The sequence below is a fragment of the Hymenobacter glaciei genome (assembly GCF_039539585.1).
In the GTDB taxonomy this organism is placed as follows: Bacteria; Bacteroidota; Bacteroidia; order Cytophagales; family Hymenobacteraceae; genus Hymenobacter; species Hymenobacter glaciei.
The window spans coordinates 93768-116650 of record NZ_BAABDK010000016.1 but is presented as its reverse complement, the minus strand read 5'-3'; the positions used below and the strand labels follow the sequence as shown (position 1 = coordinate 116650).

Annotated in this window: 14 protein-coding genes; 4 read left to right on the top strand and 10 right to left on the bottom strand. The window is 63.6% G+C overall.

Annotated features, from left to right (window positions below; all coding sequences use genetic code 11):
* The first annotated feature begins 51 nt into the window (after positions 1-51).
* Together ABD837_RS09405 and ABD837_RS09400 are read left to right on the top strand one after the other, a co-directional pair.
* Entirely contained in the window at positions 52-1509 is a 1458-nt protein-coding gene (locus ABD837_RS09405) for a M20 family peptidase (RefSeq protein WP_345053323.1), read from the top strand.
* An 87-nt stretch (positions 1510-1596) separates the two neighbouring features.
* On the top strand, positions 1597-2085 hold the full coding sequence (locus ABD837_RS09400; RefSeq protein ID WP_345053321.1) for a hypothetical protein: 489 nt from the start codon (positions 1597-1599) through the stop codon (positions 2083-2085).
* Here ABD837_RS09400 and ABD837_RS09395 read toward each other — a convergent pair.
* The 4 genes from ABD837_RS09395 to ABD837_RS09380 form a co-directional block, all read right to left on the bottom strand.
* On the bottom strand, positions 2069-3580 hold the full coding sequence (locus tag ABD837_RS09395; protein WP_345053319.1) for a M28 family peptidase: 1512 nt from the start codon (positions 3578-3580) through the stop codon (positions 2069-2071). The two genes, ABD837_RS09400 and ABD837_RS09395, sit on opposite strands and share 17 nt — an antisense overlap.
* 132 nt (positions 3581-3712) lie before the next feature.
* Positions 3713-5704 (bottom strand): S9 family peptidase, encoded by a 1992-nt coding sequence (locus tag ABD837_RS09390; protein WP_345053316.1) that lies wholly within the window; start codon positions 5702-5704, stop codon positions 3713-3715.
* 168 nt (positions 5705-5872) lie between these two features.
* The gene (locus ABD837_RS09385; protein WP_345053315.1) at positions 5873-7264 is read right to left on the bottom strand and encodes a POT-type proton-dependent oligopeptide transporter; all 1392 of its coding nucleotides are present in this window, start codon (positions 7262-7264) and stop codon (positions 5873-5875) included.
* 169 nt (positions 7265-7433) lie between these two features.
* Positions 7434-8852, bottom strand: coding sequence for an alpha/beta hydrolase family protein (locus tag ABD837_RS09380; RefSeq protein WP_345053313.1), 1419 nt, complete (start codon positions 8850-8852; stop codon positions 7434-7436).
* Between the two features lie 265 nt (positions 8853-9117).
* Between ABD837_RS09380 and ABD837_RS09375 the strand changes: the two genes are divergently transcribed.
* Positions 9118-10155: a sensor histidine kinase gene (locus ABD837_RS09375; protein ID WP_345053310.1), complete on the top strand. Its 1038-nt coding sequence runs from the start codon at positions 9118-9120 to the stop codon at positions 10153-10155.
* Positions 10152-10895: a LytR/AlgR family response regulator transcription factor gene (locus ABD837_RS09370; RefSeq protein ID WP_345053309.1), complete on the top strand. Its 744-nt coding sequence runs from the start codon at positions 10152-10154 to the stop codon at positions 10893-10895. Before ABD837_RS09375 ends, ABD837_RS09370 begins: the two co-directional genes overlap by 4 nt.
* A 153-nt stretch (positions 10896-11048) precedes the next feature.
* Here ABD837_RS09370 and ABD837_RS09365 read toward each other — a convergent pair whose 3' ends face one another.
* The 6 genes from ABD837_RS09365 to ABD837_RS09340 form a co-directional block, all read right to left on the bottom strand.
* Positions 11049-13388, bottom strand: a complete 2340-nt coding sequence (locus ABD837_RS09365; RefSeq protein WP_345053307.1) for a S9 family peptidase — start codon at positions 13386-13388, stop codon at positions 11049-11051.
* A gap of 179 nt (positions 13389-13567) precedes the next feature.
* The gene (locus ABD837_RS09360) at positions 13568-15397 is read right to left on the bottom strand and encodes a DUF885 domain-containing protein (RefSeq protein ID WP_345053305.1); all 1830 of its coding nucleotides are present in this window, start codon (positions 15395-15397) and stop codon (positions 13568-13570) included.
* A gap of 176 nt (positions 15398-15573) precedes the next feature.
* The gene (locus tag ABD837_RS09355) at positions 15574-17388 is read right to left on the bottom strand and encodes a DUF885 domain-containing protein (RefSeq protein ID WP_345053302.1); all 1815 of its coding nucleotides are present in this window, start codon (positions 17386-17388) and stop codon (positions 15574-15576) included.
* A gap of 159 nt (positions 17389-17547) precedes the next feature.
* Positions 17548-18666 carry a DUF3575 domain-containing protein gene (locus tag ABD837_RS09350; RefSeq protein WP_345053299.1) on the bottom strand — a complete coding sequence of 373 codons (1119 nt, stop codon included), beginning with the start codon at positions 18664-18666 and terminating at the stop codon, positions 17548-17550.
* 127 nt (positions 18667-18793) lie between these two features.
* A complete protein-coding gene (locus ABD837_RS09345; protein ID WP_345053297.1) occupies positions 18794-21037 on the bottom strand; it encodes a M3 family metallopeptidase in 2244 nt (747 codons plus the stop codon).
* Between the two features lie 51 nt (positions 21038-21088).
* Entirely contained in the window at positions 21089-22855 is a 1767-nt protein-coding gene (locus ABD837_RS09340) for a DUF885 domain-containing protein (RefSeq protein ID WP_345053294.1), read from the bottom strand.
* Positions 22856-22883: the final 28 nt, after the last annotated feature.

Below are 22883 nucleotides of genomic sequence, written 5' to 3'. Positions count from 1 at the left end.
CTTTCGGCCCTACCTTGGCGGTATCTTTCCAACCTGGTTTTCTGCGAAAATATGCGTTTTATACTCTGGCTGCTAGGTGTGACACTAGTGGTGCTGCTGGTGGTTTTAGTGGTCAATACCCTGCGGCTGCCCTCGAATCAACTGGGGGCGGTGCCGGCCGCGCCGGCAGTGGCCTTGCCCGATTCGGCGCTGGCCCGCCTGGTTGGTGCGGTCCGGATTCCGACGGTGTCGACCACCGACTACACCCAGACCGATACGGCCCAGTTTGGCCGGTTCAACCGCTACCTGCAGCAGGCGTTCCCGAAGGTGTATGCCCAGCTGAAGCTCGAAAAATTCAACGAGTACGGCCTGCTCTTCACCTGGCCTGGCACCAATGCCGCGCTGAAGCCCGTGCTGCTGCTGGGCCACTACGACGTGGTGCCCGTGCTGCCCGGTACCGAAAGCAAGTGGGCCCGGCCACCCTTCGCCGGGGTGCAGGCCGGCGGCTACCTCTACGGCCGCGGCACCCTCGACGACAAAGCCAGCGTGCTGGCCCAGCTCGAAGCCGTGGAGTACCTGCTCGGCACCGGCTTCCGGCCCACGCGCACGCTGCTGCTGGCCTTCGGGCACGATGAGGAAAGCCAGGGCCGGCGGGGCGCGGGTGCTATTTCGGCCGCGCTGCATCAGCGTGGCATCCAAGCCGAATTCGTGCTTGATGAGGGCGGCCTGGTGAAAACCGACGGGGTGCCCAGCGTTAAAAAGGCTGTGGCGCTGGTGGGCATCAGCGAAAAAGGCTACCTCACATTGGAGCTGACGGCTACCAGCAAGGGTGGCCACTCGTCGATGCCGCCTGCTCAAACGAGCATCGGCGCGGTGGCGGCGGCCGTGGTGAAGCTGGAGCAGCACCCGTTTCCGGCGCGGCTGGAGGGCGGCGACGACCACCTGCTCGACTACCTGGCATCGGAAGTGCCGCTGGGCAAGCGGCTGGTATTCGCCAACCGCTGGTTGTTTGCCCCGATTGTCAAGAAAATTATGGCGGCCACGCCCTCGACCAACGCCACCCTGCGCACCACCATCGCGCCCACCATTTTCCGGGCCGGCGCCAAGGAAAACGTGCTGCCGATTGATGCCACGGCCACCATCAACTTCCGTCTGCTGCCCGGCGACTCGGTGGCCGGCGTGGTACGCGAAGTGCGCCGCATCATCGACGACGAGCACATCAACATCAAAATCGTCGGGAAGCCCAGCGAGCCCTCGCCGGTGTCGAACCCCGACGCGGCGGCGTTTCAGCGGCTGCACCGCACCATTCGGAGCGTGTTTCCGGATGCCATTGTCGCGCCCTACGTGGTGACCGGGGCCACCGATGCCCGCCAGTATGCCGCCCTGAGCGCGAACGTGTACCGGTTCTCGCCCACCCAAATCAACCAGGAAGGCATCGAGAGCCTCCACGGCAACAACGAGCGGCTGGCCGTGGCCAATTACCCGCTGATGGTGCAGTTCTACGCCGCGCTCATTCGCAACAGCCAGTAGGGCTGAGGGGCTTCTGTGAGGCCGCCCCACGCGCCTGGCCAGAAGCGGGCTGGCTCAGCGAATTTACTCGAAAGCTACCTTTGGGTTATGGAATGCACCTGCTCCCAATACCGCGCGTTCGACCTCGACCGCCGCAGCATCTACAAGCGTATCAAGGCCACCCCAGCCATTCTGAAGCTACTGCTGCTACTGGCGGAAAGCGGCGCCGCCAAACTAAAGCTGCTGCAATGCCCGCACTGTGGCCAGTTTTGGCAAACCGGCCGCGAAATGACTTTTGGCAACGGTGAATACGGGTTTCAGGTGCCGGCTATCATAGTGGAAGAATGGCGGCAGGAACCATACCTACAGCCCGCCGCGTGGATGCTTTATGGCGTCAGCCAACAGTCCTACTATGCTGCAAACACGTTCGAACCCAGCGATATGCCCTGCGGGGTAGCACAGTGTCCGAACCGGGCCATCAGGGGTAGCGGTGTTTGTGAGCACCACCACATCGAGCAGCTGCAGCAATTCGGACTGCTCCGCAAACGGCCCGAGGGTCGACTGTTCCACCCGTACAACGCTACCGCTCCAGCTTGAAGCCGGGCTCCCGCGCCGGTGGTGCGGTGCGGTTGGCCACGGCCCAGCCGGTGAGGTACATCCAAGTGGTCATGCGCGTGAGCTTGGCGTAGTCGATGCGGCTGGGCTCGTCGCGTGGCGTGTGGTAGTCGACGTGCAGCAGCGAGGTGTACATAATGGCCGGGATGCCCAGGCGGGCGTAGGGCAGGTGGTCGGAGCGGAAGTACCAGCCCTCGGGGTGTGTGGGCTTGTCCCACTCGGTGTCGAGCTTGAACTTGGGGCCGGCTTGGTTGGCCGCCAGGGCGGTTTTCACGAGGTCTGACGAGTTTAGGTGGGGCGGCGTCGAGCCCAGCAGGGCGGCGCTGTCGGCTATGTTGCGGCCCATCATTTCAGCATTCAACACGGCCACGATGCTGGATTGCGGCACCGTGGGATGGGCCGAAAAGTAGGTGGACCCAATTAGGCCGCGCTCTTCCGAACCCTGGTACACGAACAGCGCCGAGCGGCGGCTGGGCTGCTGCTTGAAGGCCCGCATGATGGCCAGCAGGGCCGCGCAGCCGGTGGCGTTGTCGTCGGCCCCGTTGTAGATGGAGTCGCCGGCAATGGGGGCGCGCACGCCGTCGTGGTCCTGGTGGGTGCTGAACAGAACATACTCCTTTTTCAGCTGCGCATCGGTGCCGGGCATTTTCGCCACAATGTTCACGGACGGATACTGGAAACTGTCCACTTTCAGCTCGGCGGTGAGCTGCTGGCCGGCCTGCTGCACCCAGCTGGCGGCGCTAGCGGGCAGCCACACCACCGGCGGCGTGCTCACTACTTTGGTGTTGTTGGCACCGGGCAGGCTGTAGCGCCCCCGCTCAAAAGTGTGGCTCCAGTGGTCGTACAGCGCCTGCGAGGGCGCATCCGATACAAATACCACCGCCACTGCACCGGCCTTCACCAGCTCGCCAGCCTGCCCGTTGAACTTTCCAAACACGTAGCGTCGGTAGCTGATGCCGTCGGTGGGCGCGCCCGAAATCTGCACGGCCACGGCCTTGCCTTTGATGTCGACCTTGGCCAGCTCAGCCGGCGAGCCGGTGCCCACGAACACGAGCGGCGCGTTCACGCTGGCGTTGGTGGGGGCGGTCACAGCGCCGGTTTCATTCAGCTTAATCTCGTGCGTGCCAATGCGCAGCGTGCTGCTTTTGCTCAGGCGGGTGCGCTGCAGGTTGAACCACTGAAAGTAGGTGCCGTCGTCGCCGGCCGGCAGCATGCCAGTGGCCCGAATCTGGTCGGCCAGCCACACCGAGGCCTTCAACTCATCCAGCGTGCCGCCCTCGCGGCCCCGAAAATGGTCGCCGGCCAGCCCAAATAAGTCGCGCTTGATGTCGGCTTCGCGGATAGCGCTGATTGCGTTGGTGGGTTTGGCGGCTGGTTTGGCAGTAGCCGGCTTTTTCTGGGCTGAAGCGGCCAATGGGGCGGTCAAAGCAAGCCCAGTCAGCAGCAGTCGGAAGGCAGTTTGAAAAGGTCTTTTCATGGGGGGTAAGCTAAGGATAGCGGGGTTTATTTAGAACGTAGTAGGGGCGGGGCCTGCCCCCGCCCGTCGTGAACGAAATCATTGTAATGACGCAAACAACTGGGTGGGAGCTGGCCCCGCCCCTACTACGTTCTATTTCAGGTACCGGTCGAGCCAGTCCAGCCACAGGCGGTTCCACTCGGCGCTGCGCACGGGGTCGCTGGGAATGTGGGCCGCAATGGGAAACGCCACGAAGCGCACCGGCACGTGCTGGTCCTGCAGCGCGTGGTAGAGCTTGTAGGAGTTGCTGATGGGCACGCGGTAGTCGCCCACGTTGTGCAGGATGAGCGTGGGCGTGCGCCAGCGCGTGGCCCGCGCCAGCGGCGACTGCGCGCGGTAGTGCGCCAGGTTTTCGGTGCTGAGCCAGGGTGAGGGACCGTAGTGCCCGGCGTTGGCAACGTTGTTGTCGCTCAGGTTGTAGCTGTCCAGCAAATCAACCACCGAGGCGGCCGCTACCGCGCAGCGCCAGCGGCGCGACTCGCCCAGCAGCCACGCCGTCATAAACCCGCCGTACGAAGCGCCCGACAGCGCAATGCGGCTGGTATCGACCCAGCCGCGCTTCTCCAATTCGGCGATGCCGGCCAGCACATCGCGCCCCGGCCCGGCCCCCGCATCATCCCGAATGGCCCGCTGGAAGGTGTAGCCCAGGTTGTCGCTGCCCCGGTAGTTGGGCTGAAACACGACGTAGCCGTGTGCAGCCACCGCCTGCCCCAATCCATAAAACGCCGCCCGCGAGGCATTGGATGGCCCGCCGTGCATCATCAGCACCAGCGGGTATTTCCGGGCCGGGTCGAAACCGGGCGGGTACGTCAGGATGCCATTGGGCCGCAGGTTGTCCGACAGCCACTCCACGGCCTCCATGCGGCCCAGGGCCAGGGCGGCGGTTTCGTGGTTGGAATCGGTAAGGCGGCGTGGGGCGGCGGCGGGTGAGGCCAGGTAGTATAACTCGGCTGGCCGGCCCGGCTCGTTGGCGGTGAGGGCCACGGCGTTGCGGCGACCAAGCGCCATTTCGACCCAGTAGCTGCCGTTGGGCGACACCGGGCCCAGGTTCAGCTTCTGGCTCCGGCCATTCAGCCCCAATTGCCAAATGGCAACCGTGGCCGCGTCGTTGCCACCCACGAACAGGCTCTTGCTGTCGGGACTCCAGATGGCGCGCTGCAGGTTGCGGTCGAGCGGGCGGCAGATGTGGCGCGCGGGGCCACCCGCAGCGGGTACCACATCAAATTCCAACGATTCGAAAAACGGCGGCTCGCGGGGCGTCTGGTAGCTCAGCCAGCGGCCGTCGGGCGAGTAGGCGGGCAGGTCGACGCGGTGCGGGGTGCCGGGCAATTCGCGCAGGGCACCGGAAGCCACATCCAGCGTGTATACCGTGGTTTCCTGGTCGCCGGTCTGGGCGCTGGGGCGCAGCACGCAGGCCAACGAGCGGCCACCGGGCGCCCAGGCAAAAGGGGCCTGAGAATCGTCGGGTAAGCTGAGCGAGCCGGTGGTGAGGCGGCGGGCGGGCGCGTCGCCGGTAGCCGAAACCAGCCAGAGGTGGTCGGGTGTCGGCGGCGCGGTCAGGGTCATGCTGCCGTTGCCTACCTCGAAGCTGTCGTTGCCCCGGGCCACTTCGGCAGCGTTGGTTGGTGCGTCGGCAGCCGAGTAGGCGAGGGCCGTGCCGTCGGGGCTCCAGCTATAGAGCTGCACGTTTTCGCTGGCCGTGGTCAGCTGGCGAAATTCGCCGGAGGCCAGGTTTTGTATGAAGAGCTGCGTATGCGCCACCTTGCCCGTGCCGGTACGCGCCAAAAAAGCCAGCCGGTCGCCGGTGGGCGACCAGCGCGGCTGCTTCACCGTGGGCCGCCCGCCGATGAGCACCCGCTGCCGGCCGCTGGCCACGTCCACCAGCACCACCTCTGCCTCGTTCCGGTTGGCGCTGAGGTTGGGCCCCGACACCACTACCAGTATGCTTTTGCCATCGGGCGAAAGCTGCGGGTCGCTCACGTTCACCAGCCGGCTAATGTCGGCCAACTCGAACCGGCGCTGGGCCTGGCTGAGGCCGGGGCCGAGCAGGAGGAGCAGCGCCAGCGTGAAGGTTACCAATTTCATAGCCGTAATAAAGCAATGCCGCACCGTTTCCGGGGCGTTGGGCAAGGGAGTGAACGATGTAGAGACGCAACCCTTTGCGTCTCGTCGTTGAACGGAGTCGACAAAGAGAACTCACATGGGCCGTGCAACGCCGAGACGCGAAGGGTCGCGTCTCTACATCGTTCTGACTTAAACCTCTGCCGCCGCTTCTGGCTCGGACTGCAAATAGATTCTTTCGGGCAGCCGCGACGCCACCAAGGCAAACAGCGTCACATTCACGGCCATCAGGGCCACTGAAAACCAGTAGAAATTGGCCCCGTGCAGCCCGGCCAGCCAGCCGCCCCGGGCAATGCTGCCATTCAGCAAACTCAGCCCAAAGTTGGCCGCTGCGATGGTGAGCACCCACAGCGAGGTGGTGACGCTTTTAAGCGCCCGCGAGGCGTGGGTGTACGCGTATTCCAGCCCCGTAATGGCTACCATGATGACGCCGCCCACCAGCACGCAGTACGCCAGAATCTGCCACCAGGCCGAAGGGTGCCCACCGGCATCGACTTGGGTTTGTATGCCGCCCACGATGAGTACGCCCAGTGCCGCGATGACCATGCCCGTGCCCATGCGCCGCAGCGGCGTAACCTTTACCCCGCGCCGGCTGAGGGCCGGATAGAGCCCGTAGGTCAGCAAGGGGTTCAGCCCGATGCCGAACACAATGCCCGACAGCTGCAGCTGCTCGGCCAGCGGCGTGAAGCCCGGCCACAGCTCCCGGTTGAGGTGGGTGGCCTGCAGCACCCATTCCGAGGAGCTTTGCTCGTTCAGCATCCAGAGCACGGGCACGAAGGCGAATACCACGGCCACGCGGCGCAGAGCGGCCCGGTCTTCGCCCGCGCCCAGCGTCTGACGCAGGCCGGCGCGCAGGCCGGTGGGCGGCACCCGCACGTAGCGCCGCCGCCCCGCCCAGAAGGTGAGCGCCGCCGTAGCCATCAGCAAGCCCGGCACGCCAAAAGCCACGGCCGGCCCGTAATACTTGTATAGCAGCGGCGTGAGGATGGTGGCCAGCGCCGCGCCTACATCAATACTCATCTGAAACCAACCGAAGGCTTTGGGCAGCAGCCCCGCGTTGGCCGGCGTGAACTGGTCGCCGAGGTTGGCCGTCACGCTCGACTTGATGCCGCCCATGCCCACGGCCACCACCACCAGCCCCAGCTGAAACCCCCTCAAATCGTCATTGAAAGCCGACAGCAGGACGTGCCCGAAGCAGTACAGAATCGAGAGGTACAGAATCACCCGGTACTTGCCCAACACCCAGTCGGCCAGCAGCGCTCCCACCACCGGCAGCGCGTAGCCCAGCGCCGAAAACGAGTGCACCAGCGCATTGGCCCGAGCCTCGGCGCCGGCCGTGAGAACTTCGCTGTGCGTGGGGTTGAAAAACTGCGCCACCAGAAAGGTGGGCAGTATCGTCATCATGCCGTAATAGCTGAACCGCTCGGCCACCTCGCTGCCGATGATGAATGGCAACGCGCGCGGGAAGCGGGCCGTTGTGGCTAGGGCAGGCGAAACCGAAGTAGCAGCGGCAGAAGGCGTCATAAGTCGAAAGAAAACAGAACGTCATGCTGAGCTTGCCGAAGCATCTCTACCGCAATAGTAAACCCAATTAACTGGATTACTGCTGCGGTAGAGATGCTTCGGCAAGCTCAGCATGACGTTCTTTATCAGGCACTGATTCAACCAGCCTTTCCGTTCAAGGGCCGGCGAGTTACCGGCCGGCCACACCCTTCGCGCCGGTGTGCGCGCTCAGCCAGTCGCCGATAATCTGCAGGGCGGCCGGGGCGAAGGTTTCTTCGATGTTGCCGTAGTCGGCTTTGGCGGCGGGGTCGGTCTGAAAGAGATGGTTCAGTTGGGGCAGGGCACGGGTGGTCACGTCGCGGTTGCGGGCGGCTTGCAGGCCGCGGGCAATGGCGGGCAGGTTTTCATCGGCGGCTACCTGCAGGTCGTTGGTGCCGTTGAGGGCCAGCACGGGGCACTTCACCTTGGCCAGGTACGAGGCCTGTTCAGAAGTCAGGAAAGCCCGCATCCAAGGGCCAGAATAGATGCCGGCCAGCTGCTGCGCCGTGGCCGCCGCGAGGCCAGGTTGCTGCTGCGCGACGGCAGCCAGCTTGGCCGCGAGCTCCACCGCCGGCAGGGATGCGGGCTGGCGGCGCAACTCGGCAAACAAGGCGTGGTTCAGACGGAAGTTGGCCCCGATGGCGGCCGAATCAGCGCCTTGGGCGCGGGCTATGTCCTTTTGCTGACGCAGCAGCACGGCATCGCCGGGCAGGCCGGGGCCAGCCAGCGACACGGCCAGGTCGGGGCCGCCGGGCTGGGCCGCGGTCTGCCATACAATGGCACCGCCTTCGCTGTGGCCCATCAGCGCTACCTGGTGGGGGCGAATGTCGGCGCGGGTGCGCAGGTAGGCCATTGCAGCCTGGGCATCGGTGGTGAAGTCCGTGGTCAGGGTACCCTTAAATGTGCCCTTCGACTGGCCTACGCCGCGGTCGTCGTAGCGCAGCACGGCGAAGCCCCGGCGGGTGAGGTAATCGGCCAGCACCAAGAAAGGCTGGTGGCCGAGGATGGTTTCGTTGCGGTCCTGCGGGCCCGAGCCGCTCACGAGCACCACGGCCGGAAATGGGCCCTTGCCAGTGGGCAGTGTGAGCGTGCCGGCCAGGTCGAAGCCGGCTTGCTTATTCGGGAACGTCAGGTTCTGGCTTTGGTAGGGGAACGGGGCCTGGGGCGTTTGCGGCCGGCGCGGCGCGGCTGCGGCTCTGGCCTGCTCGGTGGTGCGGCGCAGCGTAAGCGGCAGCTGCGCGCCGTTCTGGTACCACACGCCCGCAACCTGCTGCCCATCGGCCGAAAGCTTGCCAGCGAAACGGCCGCGCAGCGCCTCTGCGCCCAGCAGCAGGCTGTCGTGCCGCACCACTACACTGCTCAGCGGGAAAGATTTCCCGGTTTGCTGGGGCACGCTCATCGAACCGGTGAGGACTGGCGCTGTGCCTTTCAAGTCAAAATAAGCCTTGAGCTCATTGGTTGGGGCCACCTGAATGCCGCCCTGCCAGAGGCCGGCGACGGAAGGAGCCTGAGCGGCGGCGGCCGAAGCCAGCAGGAGGGAAGCGGCGGTGCAGAAAAAGGTGCGTTTCATAAGTGAGTTGGAAAGGTGAGTTGAAGGTGTGAAGCGGAAAAGCCGGGTGGCGATTTCTGCTGGCAAAACTCCGCCCCAGCCGCCGTTCCCGAAACCAGCCCTGTCCAACGCCTAATAAAACTGGTTATCCGCGGGCTGCGGGCTGACGAACCACGTTCGTCCGGTTGTTTTGCGGGCCGGTTGTGCCAGGGCCTACCTTCGTGACGTTCATTTTCCGGCCGTTTCCAGTGAGCCCGGCAATGGCAAAAGGTTCTCACTTCGCCCCATGACGCTGCCTCCGCTCCCTGCTGCTTCTTCCCGCTTCTGGCTCCGGCGCGTGCTGCGCGATGGGCTGGCCTGGCTGCCCATTATCGCGCTTTACGTGGTGGCTTACCACGCCCAGAAAAGCAGCGTCTACAACGGGCACATGCTGGCTGTGCTGGTCGTGGCCCTGCTCCCCTGGATACTGGGCGTGTATGGCAACCACCTCGTGCTGGTGCCCCGGCTGTTCGACCAGGGCCGTTACTTTGCTTATTTCGGCGCGCTCGTGGGTTGGGTGCTGGTGCTGCACGCGGTGGCACGCGGCCTGGGCTGGCTACTGCTGCCGCAGGAAGCGTGGGCCTCGAAAGCACCGTGGTTCATGCCGGGGGGCAACATTTTCGGCCAGCTGCTCTTGGCGCTGCCCTTCCTGTTTATGTGGCGGACCGTAACCGGGCGGCGGCAGGCCCAACGCACCCAGCTGCTGGCCCAGGAGCAGCAGCTGCGCCTGCTCGAAGCCCAAGTGAACCCGCACTTTCTCTTCAACACCCTCAACAGCCTCTACGCCCTGAGCCTGGCCCAAAGCCCGCGCACCCCCGACCTGCTGCTGGCCCTGGCCCAACTCATGCGCTACCAGCTCGAAAGCACCCTCCGCGCCCAGGTGCCGCTGGCCGAAGAGCTCGACTACCTGCGCAGCTACGCCCAGTTGCAGGAAATGCGCCTCGGCCCACGCTGCCCGGTGCAGGTAGCATTGCCGACTGAAGAAGAGGCTGCCGGCCGCACCATCGCGCCGCTGCTGCTGCTGGCGCTGGTCGAAAACGCCTTCACCTACGGCACGCGGCGGGCCAGCGGCAGCTTCGTGCACCTGCGCATTGGGTTGGCCGGGCCGCGCCTCAGCCTCAGCATCCGCAACGCCCTGCCGCCGGCCTCCCAGGCCGAAGGGGGCACTGGCACCGGCCTGCCCAACACCACCCAGCGCCTGGCGCTGCTCTATCCTGGCCGCCACTATTTGCGCGCCGCCCCCACCGAAACCGAATTTCAGACCGACTTAACCATTGATTTATGAGCCAGCCGGCTGCCCCCTTGCGGGTATTAATTGTCGACGATGAACCCCTGGCCCATGATGTGCTGAAAGCCTACATCGCCCGCGTAGCGCATCTGCAGCTCGTGGGCCAGTGCTACACCGCCCTCGAAGCCCTTTCCTTTCTGCACCAAAACCCAGTCGAGGTGCTGCTGCTCGACCTCAACATGCCCGAAATGACCGGCTTGGAGCTGCTGCGCGCCTTGCCGCGGCCGCCCCACACCATCCTCACCACCGCCTACAGCGAATTTGCCCTCGAAAGCTACGATTTCGGCGTGGTCGACTACCTGCTGAAACCCGTCAGCCTGCCGCGCTTCCTCAGAGCGGTGGCGAAGCTGCCCACCGTGGCCTCCGTGGCATCTCCGTCGGTGCCCACGACTACCGCATTACCTGCCGCCTCCGCTCCGGCAGCGGCGCTGCTGCTGCGCGACGGCACCACCACCCACCGCGTGCTGCCGGCCGATATCCGTTGGCTTGAAGCGTACGGCAATTACGTGAAGGTGCAAACTGCTACCGGCCGCCTGGTAGTCAACGATTCCTTCCGCCACCTGCTCAGCCAGTTGCCGGCCGCCGATTTCATGCAGGTGCACAAGTCCTACGCCGTGCCCCTGCGCCTGGTCGAGCGCCTGGAAGGCAATGTGCTCACGGTGGCGGGCCAGAAGTTGCCGCTGGGGGCAGCCTTCCGCCAGGAGTTCCTGCGGCGCTGGACCGCCCCGGCGGGATAGGTAGGTTGGGATGGGAATGGGGCAAAAGAGAACGTCATGCTGAGCATGTCGAAGCATCTCTACCGCAATAGTAAACCCAGTTAAAAGGGTTAGTTACGCGGTAGAGATGCTTCGACTGCGCTCAGCATGACGTTCCTTTTTCTCGTTTCTCGCTTACTGTACCGCGTTGCGCGGGTCGGGTTTCGGCTGCATCTGGTAGTCGTGCGGGGGCTCGGCGCCGGCCAGGTGTTGCACGAAGTAGTCCCAGCGGCGGCGCGTCATGTATGGAGAGTAAGTGCCGTAGCCGTGGGCGGCGTTGGGGAACAGCACCAAGTCGTAGCTCTTGTTGGCTTTGGTGAGGGCTTCGACTACCAGCAGCGTGTTGGCGGGCGGCACGTTGTCGTCCATCAGGCCGTGGGCCAGCATCAGTTTGCCTTTGAGGTTTTTGGCGAAGGTGGCGTTGGCTTGGTTGTCGTAGTTGGTGGTGCCGTCGGCGTTGGTTTTGAGTAGGCCGAGGTAGCGCTCAGCCCAGTCATCCTCATAGTTGCGGTTTTCGTGGTTGCCCGATTCCGAAATGCCTACTTTGAAGAAGTCCGGGTAGCGGAACATAGCCGCCGCCGTGGCGTATCCTCCCCCCGAGTGCCCCCAGATACCGGCCCGGTCCAGGTCGATGTAGGCGTACTTCTGCGCCAGCTGCCGCATGCCGGTTACCTGGTCCGAGAGCGTGTTTTCGGCCATGTTGCCGTAGCACGCATCGTGGTAGCTCTTGGAGCGCAACGGGTTGCAGCTCCCCTCAATCACCACCACCACAAAGCCCAGCTCGGCCAGCGCTTGGTTGTCGCCCCGCGCCGCCGAAAACGACCAGTTGCCCACGCCACCGCCCTGCGGCCCGGGGTAGATGTAGTTGATAATCGGGTACTTCTTGTTGGGGTCGAGGTTCGACGGCGTGAACATCAGGCCGTACAGGTCGTCTTTTCCATCCTGGGCTTTCACCGTGATGGGAGTAGGCGCCTTCCAGCCAGTAGCCGTGAGGCGGGAAATGTCCGTCTTTTCCAGCGTCGAAATCAGCTTGCCGTCGGTGCCGCGCAGTACCGTCGCGCCAGGCTTGTCGGGTTGCGAGTAGGTGTCGAGTACGTAGCGGCCCGAGGGCGAGAGCGTGGCGGTGTGGTTGCCGGCTTCGGGCGTGAGCAAGGTGAGGTTTTTGCCGTCGAGCCCCACGCGGTAGAGGTGCGTGAAGTAGGGGTTGTCCGGCTCGCGGCCGTCGGCCAGGAAGTAAAGCTGGTGCTTCTGCTCATCCACGCGCAGCAGCTGCGTCACCACGAAGTTGCCCTTGGTAATCTGGCGCTTTACCTTGCCGTTTGTGGCGTCATACAGATACAGGTGGCCGAAGTTGTCGCGCTCCGAATACCAAATAACTTCTTTGCTTTTGGGTAGGTAGCGCCAGTTAATCGCGCCCTGGCCCGATTCGTACTGCGTGGCCACAGTTTCGGAAAATACGTCGCGCACCGCGCCGGTTGCGGCGTCGGCCACCCGCATTTTCTCCTCCTTGTGGTCGCGCGAAGTCGATACAAACGCCAGTTGGCTGCCATCGGCGCTCCAGTCCACGTCATCAAATGTGCCGCTGCTCGAAATGTCGTCCGAGAGCGAGCCACGGTGCGGGTCGGGTGCCATCTGGAAGCGCACCACTTTCGGGCTGTTCACTTCAATGATTACCCGCTCGATGGTGGCAATGTCCTTGTCGCCGGGCAGCGGGTACTTCCAGCTCTTGAGTTTGGGTGCGCCCACGTTGGTGGTCACGAGGTACATGTCGCCCACGTTGCGCTGGTCCTGCCGGAAGGTGGCGATTTTGCGCGAGTCCGGCGACCAGCGCAAAATCGGCTTGTCGCTGTGGGTCCAGCCGGCGTTGTCGGTGGCGTAGCCGTAGTCCTTGGCGCCGTCGGTGGTCAGCTGCGTGGTTTGGTTGGTTTTGGTGTCGCGCACCCACAGGTTGTAGTCCTTGATGTAGGCGGCCAGCTGGCCGTTGGGCGACTCGATTTCGTTCTCGGCGTTGGAGTTTGGCGTGGCGGCCGGCTCAGCGTCGGCGCTTACCTGGCCGCTGGCTAGGTCGTATTTCCAGTTTTTGCCGCTCGCCGCGAAAGCAATACTCTTTTCATCGGGCGCAAACGTGATGCTGCGGAAAGGCAGCCGGCCCGCCTCATAGGTTTTGCCGGCTGCAGCCGAAAGAGCCGCCGCCAGCTTGGTGTGGTCGAACGCCGCGGTGCGGGTTTTACGGGCCGGGTCCACGAGGATGAACTCGCTGCCCTGGGCCGTCATCACGCGGTACCAGAACCGGTCGTTGAGCAACCAGTGCGGCTGGGCGGCGCTGTGGTCGACCAGCGCCTGGGTGTTGTAGCTCATGGCGCGCTCGGCGCGGGCATAGTCGTCGGCCGTGAGCACGGGCCGCTGCTGGGCCGAGGCAGCCGTCGAAACAAAAAAGGTCGCGGCCGCAAACAGGGCCGGTACGTGCTTGTGCATAGAGTTTAGCGAGAAAACGGAAGTACTGAATAATTGGGGAGCGAAAGGTAGTGCGGTTTGGGCGAGGCTAGGGTAGTTGCGGAGTTGCTGTACAGTAGCGCGAACTTTCAGTTCGCGAGTTGGCTGGCTGCTTCGCGGATTGAAAGTCCGCGCTACTATACAACGATTCTGAAACGGCCCTACCGCTGGCGGGCGGCCCAAGCGTCCATGCGCCGTTCGAGCACGGCCAGGGGCATCGAGCCGCCGGCCAGAATCTCGTCGTGGAACGCGCGCAGGTCGAACTTCGGGCCGAGCTGCTTTTCGTAGCGGGTGCGCAACTCGCGAATTTTTAGCTGGCCGGTTTTGTAGGCCAGGGCTTGGCCAGGGTTGGCCATATAGCGCTCTACCTCGGCCGTGGCGCCCTGCTCGCTAATGGCCTCGTTGGCCTGCATGTAGGCAATGGCCTGCTCGCGGGTGAGCTTGCCCGTGTGCAGGCCCACGTCCACCACCAGGCGCAGGGCCCGGTGAATCTCGGCCCCTAAGTGGCCCATCAGCTGGTTTGTGTCTTTGAACACGCCAAGTTCGGGACCCAGGCTTTCGGTGTAGAGGGCCCAGCCCTCATTGAATACAGTATAGCCGCCGAAGCGGCGGAACTTGGGCAGGGCGGTGTTTTCCTGCTGCAGCGAAACCTGGTAGTGGTGGCCCGGAATGGCCTCGTGCAAAAACAGGGTTTCCATAGCCGGGTTGGCCACGGTATTGAACTGGAGCGGGTCGAGAATCGGAACATAGAAAATGCCCGGCCGCGAGCCGTCGGCAGTGCCGCGGTTGTACTGGGCCGAGGCCGAAGCGGCCCGAAACGCTTCGGTGGCCCGCACCTCGAAAGCCGTTTTGGGGGTGCGGCTGAACAGTTTCGGCAGGGCCGGTGTAATGCGCGATTGAATGGCTCGGAACGCATCGAGCACTTCCTTTTCGGTTTTAAAGGGGCGAAACTTGGGGTCGGTGTTGACGAAAGCGAAGTAGGCTTTCAGGTCGCCGGCGAAGCCGGTTTTCGCTTTCACGCGCTCCATCTCGGCCGTGATGCGCGCCACTTCGGCCAGGCCGGTCTGGTAAATCTGCTCCGGGGTGCGGGTGGTGGTGGTGCTTGCTAACACGGCATAGGCGTAGCGGGCGGCACCCTGCGGCAGCGCCCCAATGCCACTGCTGGCGCGGGCCTGCGGCAGGTACTCGGTTTCGAGAAAGTCGGCCAGCTTCTGGTAGGGGGCCATCACGTCGCTGCGGATGGCCGCTTCAAACAGGGGCGTGAGGCGGGCTTTGTCAGGCGCCGAGAAGCCGGCCGGGAAGGTCGCCACCGGCCCATAAAACAGGCTTTTTGCCGGTTCGGCCCCGGCCACGGCGCGCAGCTGGCTTACCATTTTGGGCACCAGCACGTGGGGCAGCACCACGCCGGCCCGCATGCCGCGCCGGAAGTTGCCGATGGCCGAATCAGCCCACACCGGAAAACCCCGTACCCGACCCAGCCAGTTGTCGTAGTCGGCCACCGTTTTGAAGGGCTGCGCGCCGGTGCCCGCGCCCAGCTGCACCAGCGAGGTGTGCAGGCTGGCAAACTGGGTGAAGGGTATCATCCAGCTGTTGAGCGCGTAGCCCGCTAGCCGCAGGTCCAGCAAGTAGGCGAGCATGTCGTAGCTGGTCTGGTCGGTGGCGTTGAGCTGCTTGCGGTCGGTTTTGCGCAGCTGGGTTTGGTATTTCTGGTAAAACGTCCGGGCCTGTTCCCGAAAGGCCTGGGTCTGGTCGTTGGGCAGCTGGTCGTTGTAGCGGTTGTCGCCTTGGGCCGTGGCCTCCAGCGGAAACAGCTTGGCTTGCTCTTCCCAATAGGCATCAAACAGCGCCGCCAGCGGAGCCGAAGCGGCCGCTGTTGCTTTCGGGCTGGCGGCCTTCGCAGCCGGTGGGGCTTTCTGCGCCTGGGCGGCGGTGGGCGTAGCGGCGGCCAGCAGGGCGGTGGCGGCCAGCGTTTGCAGAAGCAGGTTTTTCATGGAAGGTCGGGAAGAAGTTGGGTTAAATGAGCAACTGCACTTAGAAGCTATTTGAGTTGTGGTGGAAGGCCATAAAAACGATGTAGAGACGCATATTTGCGTCTCGTCGTCGAATGAATGCCGCTTTTTGGTTCAACGACGAGACGCAAATATGCGTCTCTACATCAAGCGTCGATTTAGCGCTGGCGGGCGGCCCAGGCGTCCATCTTGCGCTCCAGCACGGCCAGGGGCATGGCACCGCCGGCCAGCAGCTCGTCGTGAAAAGCGCGCAGGTCGAATTTCTTGCCCAGCTGCTTTTCGTACTTCGCCCGCAGCCCGCTAATTTTCAACTGGCCCACTTTGTAGCTCAGCGCCTGGCCGGGGCTGGCCATGTAGCGCTCCACCTCAGCCGTGGCCCGCTGCTCGTCGATGGGCTCGTTGTCCATCAGGTACCGGACGGCCTGCTCGCGGGTGAGCTCGCCGGTGTGCAGGCCGGTATCTACCACCAGGCGCAGGGCCCGGTGGATTTCGGTGTTCAGGGCCCCGATACGCTGGTAGGGGTCGGTGTACACGCCCAGCTCCGCGCCCAGGCTCTCGGCATAAAGGCCCCAGCCCTCGGTGTAGGCGCTGTAGCCGCTGAAGCGGCGGAAAGCCGGCAGGGCGGTGTTTTCCTGCTGCAAGGCAATCTGGTAGTGGTGGCCCGGAATGGCTTCGTGCAGAAACAGGGCGTCCATGCCCCGCGTCAGGTTGTACTGGGTGGCATCGGGAATCGGCACGTAGAAGATGCCCGGCCGCGAGCCATCCGGCGCGCCCCGGCTGTATTGGGCCGAGGCTGAGGCTTCGCGGAAGGCCTCGATGCGGCGAACTTCAAACCCCGTTTTGGGCGTGTGCCCAAACAGCTTGGGCAGGTTGGGCGCTATGCGGGCCAGCACCCCGCGGTACACCGTCAGCACTTCTTCGGGCGTTTTGAACGGCTTGAATTGGGGGGCAGTGCGCAGGTGCTCGAAGAAAGCCAGCAAGTCGCCCTTGAAGCCCACCTGCTGCTTGAGCTGCTCCATCTCGGTGCGGATGCGCGCCACTTCCGCCAAGCCGGTCTGATGGATTTGCGCGGGCGTGAGGGCGGTGGTGGTGTAGTTGCGCACGGCGTAGGCGTACATCTCCGCGCCCCCCGGCACCGCCTCAATGCCGCTGCTGGCGCGGGCCTGGGGCAAATACTCCGTTTTGAGAAACTCAGCCAGCTTGCGGTAAGTGGGCACCAGCTGCGTCGTGATGGCTTGGCGGTAATTAGCAACCAGTGCCTGCTGCGCGCTCGCGGGCACTCCGGCCGGGAATTTTGCCACCGGGCCGTAGAACAAACTCTTGGTGGCATCGTCGGTAACGAAGGATTCAAGCTGCGGAATCATTTTCACCACCAAGGCTTTAGGCAGCACCACGCCGGCCCGCATGCCGCGCCGGAAGTTGGCGATGGCCGAGTCGGCCCAGACCGGGAAGGCGGCGACCCGGCGCAGCCAGTTCGCGTAGTCCTGCTCGGTTTTGAAGGGCTGGCTACCGGTGCCGGCCCCCAACTGGCCCAGGGTGCTGGGCAAGCCGCCGTTCTGCGAAAACGGCATCATCCAACTATTGCGCTGCAGCCCGGCCAGGCTCATGCCCAGGTCGTAGTCGAGAATGTCGTAGCTGGTCTGGTCGTTGGCACTGAGCTGCTTGCGGTCGGTTTTGCGCAGCTGGGTTTGGTATTTCTGGTAAAATGCCCGCTGCTGCTGGCGGTGAGCCTGGGTCTGGTCGTTGGGCAGCAGGTCGTTGTAGCGGTTGTCGCCCTGCGCCGTAGCCCCGAGCGGATACAGCCGGGCCTGCTCGTCCCAGTAGGCCGCCAGCAGCTTCGCCAGCGGCGCCGAGGCGGGAGCTGCAGTCGTTTTTGCGGCGGGTTTGCCTGGTTGCGCCAGGGCCGGCATGGGCGCGTGGGCGGCCAGTAGCGCCGCTGCGGTCAGGGTCTGCAGTAACAGTTTTCTTTTCATGAAGGTGAAGAGCGGGTGGGAGGTTGAATGCACAAGTACGCCTGAAATGGCCAGGCTATAAAAAGAACATCGTGCTCATCTGCCATCCGCTTGTCGAAGCAGCCGAAGCAATGCATTCGGCAAGCGCCGCCGTTCGGCCGCTGAAGGCAGCGACTGGCGCTAATCACGATGAAACGGAAAAACGTAACCCACTTTGAACACCAGTTCCACATCGATACTGCCCTTGGAGCCCGGCTCCTCGATTTGATTCAAGGGCTCTTGTTTCTTGGTAAGAAAGTTTACTACCCGCCGCTCGTTCAGCAAATCGTACTGGGTAGTTACGTAGCGGCCGCCCAGCCCGAGGCCTGCTTCTATCTGCCACCGCTCCCCCAGGTGCCACACAGAGCCGGCCTTCATGCCCAAGCCAAAAACATCCTTGGTGACGAAATTACGGTCGTAGGTGTAGTATTCTAAATCGTGGAAGTAGTTATCGGCGTAGCGCGTGTAGCGTTGCGGCGTATAGAAAACCTGCACGCCCAGGTAGGTTTCCTGGTTCTTGTGTTTGAGGCGCGGAACCAGGTAGCGGCGCACTTCCAGCTTAAGCTTGCGGTACGCAAAGTCATAGCGGCCATACAGCAACCCCAAGGTGGTGATGCGCAGGCCCGTGAACTGCTGCCCGTAGCTGCCCTCCACGCCGTAGCGCGCCGAGGGGCGGTACTCCACCCCCAACAGCAGCGCACTGGTGATGGGGTCCTGGGTGGCCAGGGGGGAGAATTTCAGGGATACCGCCGGCGCATAACCGGCCCGCCGTTTTTCAATGGCTAATTGATTGACTCGCTCAGTTGCTGAATCCACCACGGCCACCGGCGCCTCCACTACTGCCTCCACTACTGTCACAACAGCCACGCTTGAAGTAACAACCGCATCAATAGCCGTTTGCACAACGGCCCGAAAGCGGGTGGTGGTGCGCAGGTCACGAAAGGTATAAGTCCGGCCGGGGCCACCCGCGTACTCGAAGCCGACGCCGGTATCGGCCTGGTACATGAGGACGGTGCCAGAAACCCCCTGCAACGAAAGGGTGCCGGAATTTCTGCCGGCCGTCACCGTCGTAGCAGCCGGGCTTAGGGAGCCGCCCGCCACGTCCAGGCTTTGCGCCCGCGCGCCCAGCGCAGTGCCCAACACGAGTAGCAAGGCCCCAGCATACCCCCACCCGGCCCGGCCAAAAGCTGACGCGGAGGTAAGCAGGAAAGTAGCCAGCAGCGAACCCGCCGTCAGCGTTTGCAGTACAAGTTTTCGCACGTAATTCTTTTAAACAAATTGGTTTGCCTGCCGAAGGTACTGCGTTAATGATGCTCGCAAACGGGCAAAAAGAAAGCCCCGATGACGGGGCTTTCCTCACATTACATTGACACTACCGGTAAGGACGCTACTTGCTTTTCTTGGTTGCTTTGCTTTTGCCCGAAGCTTTTCCCGGCGTGGTCTTCGCCGCTGTCAGCGGGAAGTTGCGCTGCTTCATCAGGGCGTTGATTTTGGGGTCGCGGCCGCGAAAGGCGCGGTAGCCGGCGGCTGGGTCTACGGTGTTGCCTACCGTGAACACGTGGTTGCGCAGGCGCGCGGCCACGGCCTTGTCGTAGGGGCCGCCGGCCTCGGTGAAGGCGCTGAAGGCATCGGCCGCCAGCACCACCGACCACAGGTAGGAGTAGTAGCCCGCCGAGTAGCCATCCGAAGAGAAAACGTGCGAGAACTGCGGCGTGCGGTGACGCATCGCCAGCTCGCGCGGCATGCCCATTCCGGCCAGCGTTTCGCGTTCGAACTTGTCGGGGTCAATTTTTTGCGCACCCGCCAGGTGCAGCTTCATATCAATCAGCGCGCTGGCCAGAAACTCGGTGGTCGCGAAGCCTTCGTTGAACGAGCTGGCCTTGTTGATGCGGTCGACCAGCGCCTGCGGGATGGGCTGGCCGGTCTGGTAGTGCAGGGCGTACTTGCTGAGCACCTCGGGCGTGTCCAGCCAGTTCTCGAGCAGCTGCGAGGGGAATTCCACGTAGTCGCGCACCACGCTGGTGCCCGACAGGCTGGGGTACGTTACGTTGCTCGACAGCCCGTGCAGGGCGTGGCCAAACTCGTGGAACAGGGTGGTGGCGTCGGTCCAGGAGATGAGCACGGGCTCGCCGGCTTTGCCCTTCACGAAGTTGGAGTTGTTCGACACGATGGTGGTCACGGCCTTGCCGTCCAGGCGCTCCTGGTTGCGGTAGGCGTTCATCCAGGCGCCCGAATTTTTGCCGGCGCGGGCGTAGGGGTCGAAGTACCAGAGGCCGATTTGCTTGCCGCTGGTTTTGTCGTTCACCTGCCACACCTTCACGTCGGGGTGGTACACGGGCACGTCGGTTACGGGCACGAAGGTGAAGTTGAACAGCTCGCCGGCCACCCAAAACATGCCCTCGCGCATCTTGTCCAGCTGCAGGTACTGCTTCACCTCGTTTTGGTCGAGGTCGTAGCGAGCCTTGCGCACCTTCTCGGCGTAGTAGCGGTAGTCCCAGGGCTCAATCTTGAAATTGGCGGGTGCACCTTCCTTTTTGGCCAGGGCCAGCATGTCGGCCACTTCCTCGTGCTCGCGGGCCACGGCGGGCTTCCATACCTGCTCCATCAGCTGCATGGGGGCTTCGGGCGTTTTGGCCATGGTGTTATCCAGGCGCAGGTGGGCATGCGTGGCGTAGCCCAGCAGCTTGGCGCGCTCGGCCCGCAGCTGCAGAATCTGGGTAATGGTGGCGTTGTTGTCGTGCGCGCCGCCGTTGTCGCCGCGGTTCGTGAACATGCGCCAGGCCTTCTCGCGCAGCTTGCGCTGGGTCGAGTAGGTCAGAAACGGGTCGATGCTGGAGCGGGTGTTGGTAATCACGCCCACGCCCGAGTTGCGAATGGTAGCCGTGGTTTTGGCCGCATCCACCAGCGAGGCCGGCAGGCCCTCCAGGTCCTTCTGCGTTTTCAGTACCAGCACCGAGTCGGCCTCGTCGGCTAGCACGTTCTGCGAGAACTTCGTGAACAGCCCCGCCAGCTGCTGATTGATGGCCGAAACCCGGGCCTTGGCCGGGGCATCGAGCTTGGCCCCGGCCCGAACAAACTGCTTGTAGTTGACTTCCACCAGCCGCTGCTGCTCGGCCGTCAGCTTCTTGGTAGCCGGTGCGTTATACACCGCTTCAATGCGCTTGAACAGGGCCGGGTTCTGCGTAATCTGGTCGTTGAAGGCGGCCATCTTGGGGGCCATTTCGCGCTCCACCGCCGAGAAAGTCGGGTCGTTCAGCGTCGTTTTCCAGACGCCGTACACGGCCTGCACGCGGTCGAGGGCCCCGCCGCTGCGTTCCATGGCGGCAATGGTGTTTTCGAAGTTGGGAGCCGCCGGGTTGCTGGCAATGGCATTGATTTCGGCCAGGTTTTCGGTCATCGCCGCTTCCAGCGCGGGCTTGAAATCGGCCACGCGCACCTTATCAAACGCCGGCACGCCGCCGTGGGGGCCGCCCCAGGGCGCAAGCAGCGCCGGCTGGTTGGCGCGGGCCGCGGCCGATGCGGCGGGAGCAGGAGTCTGAGCCATGGTGGGAGCGGGAAGCAGGGCGACGGCCAGGCCGAGCATGGCCGTGAAGCCGGCCAGCCGGTTGGACCTCAAATAAGGGAATGGCATAAAATAAAAAGCTAGTGAGAAGTGCTGCGGCGTGAAGGTAACACGGGCGGCTTAGGGCTTCGCCGGGGCCGGCGCCAGCATCAACTCGCGGATATATTTCACGGGGGCGTTGCCGTAGCTGAGAAACTGTTCGTTGAAAGATTTTATGGCAAAGGCTTGGCCTTGTTTCTTTTTCATTTCCTCGCGCAGGGCCATAATCTCGGTGAAGCCAGCGAAGTAGCTGCTGAGCTGTACCTGGCTAAGCCGGGCGCGCCGCCACTTATTGCGGGCTTCGGACTCTTCCTGGAAACCCTCGCGCTGCAGCAGGGTCACCACATCGGTTTCGCCCATGTTGTCGACCTGAATGGCGTGGTCGACGACGGTGTTCAGCGTCACGCGCATATTCCATTTGTCCCAGAGCAGCCACATTTCGTCGGAATTATTGCCGTAGCCGTTTTCCAGCATCATGCGCTCGGCGTACACGGCCCAACCCTCCGCCATGGCCCCGTTGCTGAAAATGCTTTTCACCAGCGACGGTGAACGGTTGCCGTATACTCGTTGGGTATAGTGGCCCGGAATGGCTTCGTGGATGTTAAGAATCTGCAGGGTGTAGTCGTTGTACTCGCGCAGGTAGCTTTCGGCCTGGGCAGCCGTCCACTCGGCCGGAATCGGCTCGACGTTGTAGTAGGTATTGGCGCCTTTTTCATAGGGCCCGGGGGCCGACACGCTGGCGCCGGCTCCGCTGCCGCGCATGTAAAGCGGCGTCTCGCGCACAATCAGCGGCTGGCTGGGGTCCTGGGTCAGCAGCTTGTGTTCGTTCACAAACGCCACGAGCGTCGGAATCTGGGCCCTCACGGCCGCCACGAAACCGTCGCGCGTGGTGTGCTTCAGGGTGAGCTGGTTGATGACGGCCGTAATCAGGGCCAGCGTGTCGGCGGGCGCAGCCTGGCCGGGCACGTATTTGGAATAGAGGCGCGCGGCGCGCCGGCCCATGTCGTGCAACAGCTCGGCCTTGTGCCGGAGAGCTTGCTGGTACACTTGGTCGGCCGTGAACCGGGACTGGATGTCGTAGGTAAACTTCTGGTCGTACAATTTCTTGCCGATGCGGAACGAGCGGAATTTACCCGCCGGCAACACGTCGTTTTTCAGAAAATCCAGATACCCTTGCATGGCCTGCCGGGTGGCGGAAATGCGGGCCGTGAAGGTCTGTTTTTCCGCGGCACTCAGCCCCGACTTCTGCACCGAGTCGGCCAGGGCCGGGCCAAACACGGCCAGTCCGCCGGCCAATTGTTGCACGGCAAGCTCGGTGTGCTCCTTGGTAGGGGCACTGATGTTGGCGCGGGCGGCGGCGTAATAATCGGCGGCGTGGCTGATTTTGTCGGAGATGTTGCGCAGGCGCCGGTCCAGGCGGTAATAGCGGCCATTGAGCAGGGGGCCTACGTTGGCGCCCAGGTTGTAGGTGGCCGGGTTCCACTGCCAGGCTTTCAGGGTGTCGGCGTACCAGCGTCGGGCGCGCAGCTCGTTGCGCAGCAGGCGCAGGTCAATCTGGTTGCCGGGCGAAAGGCGGGCCAGGTCAAACGTGCCCAGCGTCGCCAGGTTGGTTTGGGCAAACGTGGCGTTCCGTTGCCGTTGGGCCGCGTTCGGTATTACAAGCAGCGAGTCGTACTTGTGGTAGCCTTTGGCGGCCGCCAGTTCCGGCTCCTGGCGCCACAAGGCCAGCAGAAACTGGTTTTTGAAGGCGTTGAACCGGACGTCGGGGCTGGGCGCGGGAGCGGGCCGGGCAGCTGGCGAGAAGCTGGAAGCGGCCAGCGCCAGTACGGGCAGGTAGCGAAGTTTCATCAGTAGTTAAGCAATAGGTACAAAATCA

Excerpts from the sequence above, each read along its gene's own strand:
- ABD837_RS09355 (WP_345053302.1), bottom strand. The coding sequence starts at position 17,388 with ATGAAAAGAAAACTGTTACTGCAGACCCTGACCGCAGCGGCGCTACTG.
- ABD837_RS09345 (WP_345053297.1), bottom strand. The coding sequence starts at position 21,037 with ATGCCATTCCCTTATTTGAGGTCCAACCGGCTGGCCGGCTTCACGGCC.
- ABD837_RS09370 (WP_345053309.1), top strand. The coding sequence starts at position 10,152 with ATGAGCCAGCCGGCTGCCCCCTTGCGGGTATTAATTGTCGACGATGAA.
- ABD837_RS09375 (WP_345053310.1), top strand. The coding sequence starts at position 9,118 with ATGACGCTGCCTCCGCTCCCTGCTGCTTCTTCCCGCTTCTGGCTCCGG.
- ABD837_RS09365 (WP_345053307.1), bottom strand. The coding sequence starts at position 13,388 with ATGCACAAGCACGTACCGGCCCTGTTTGCGGCCGCGACCTTTTTTGTT.
- ABD837_RS09380 (WP_345053313.1), bottom strand. The coding sequence starts at position 8,852 with ATGAAACGCACCTTTTTCTGCACCGCCGCTTCCCTCCTGCTGGCTTCG.
- ABD837_RS09390 (WP_345053316.1), bottom strand. The coding sequence starts at position 5,704 with ATGAAATTGGTAACCTTCACGCTGGCGCTGCTCCTCCTGCTCGGCCCC.
- ABD837_RS09395 (WP_345053319.1), bottom strand. The coding sequence starts at position 3,580 with ATGAAAAGACCTTTTCAAACTGCCTTCCGACTGCTGCTGACTGGGCTT.
- ABD837_RS09340 (WP_345053294.1), bottom strand. The coding sequence starts at position 22,855 with ATGAAACTTCGCTACCTGCCCGTACTGGCGCTGGCCGCTTCCAGCTTC.
- ABD837_RS09385 (WP_345053315.1), bottom strand. The coding sequence starts at position 7,264 with ATGACGCCTTCTGCCGCTGCTACTTCGGTTTCGCCTGCCCTAGCCACA.
- ABD837_RS09400 (WP_345053321.1), top strand. The coding sequence starts at position 1,597 with ATGGAATGCACCTGCTCCCAATACCGCGCGTTCGACCTCGACCGCCGC.
- ABD837_RS09405 (WP_345053323.1), top strand. The coding sequence starts at position 52 with ATGCGTTTTATACTCTGGCTGCTAGGTGTGACACTAGTGGTGCTGCTG.
- ABD837_RS09360 (WP_345053305.1), bottom strand. The coding sequence starts at position 15,397 with ATGAAAAACCTGCTTCTGCAAACGCTGGCCGCCACCGCCCTGCTGGCC.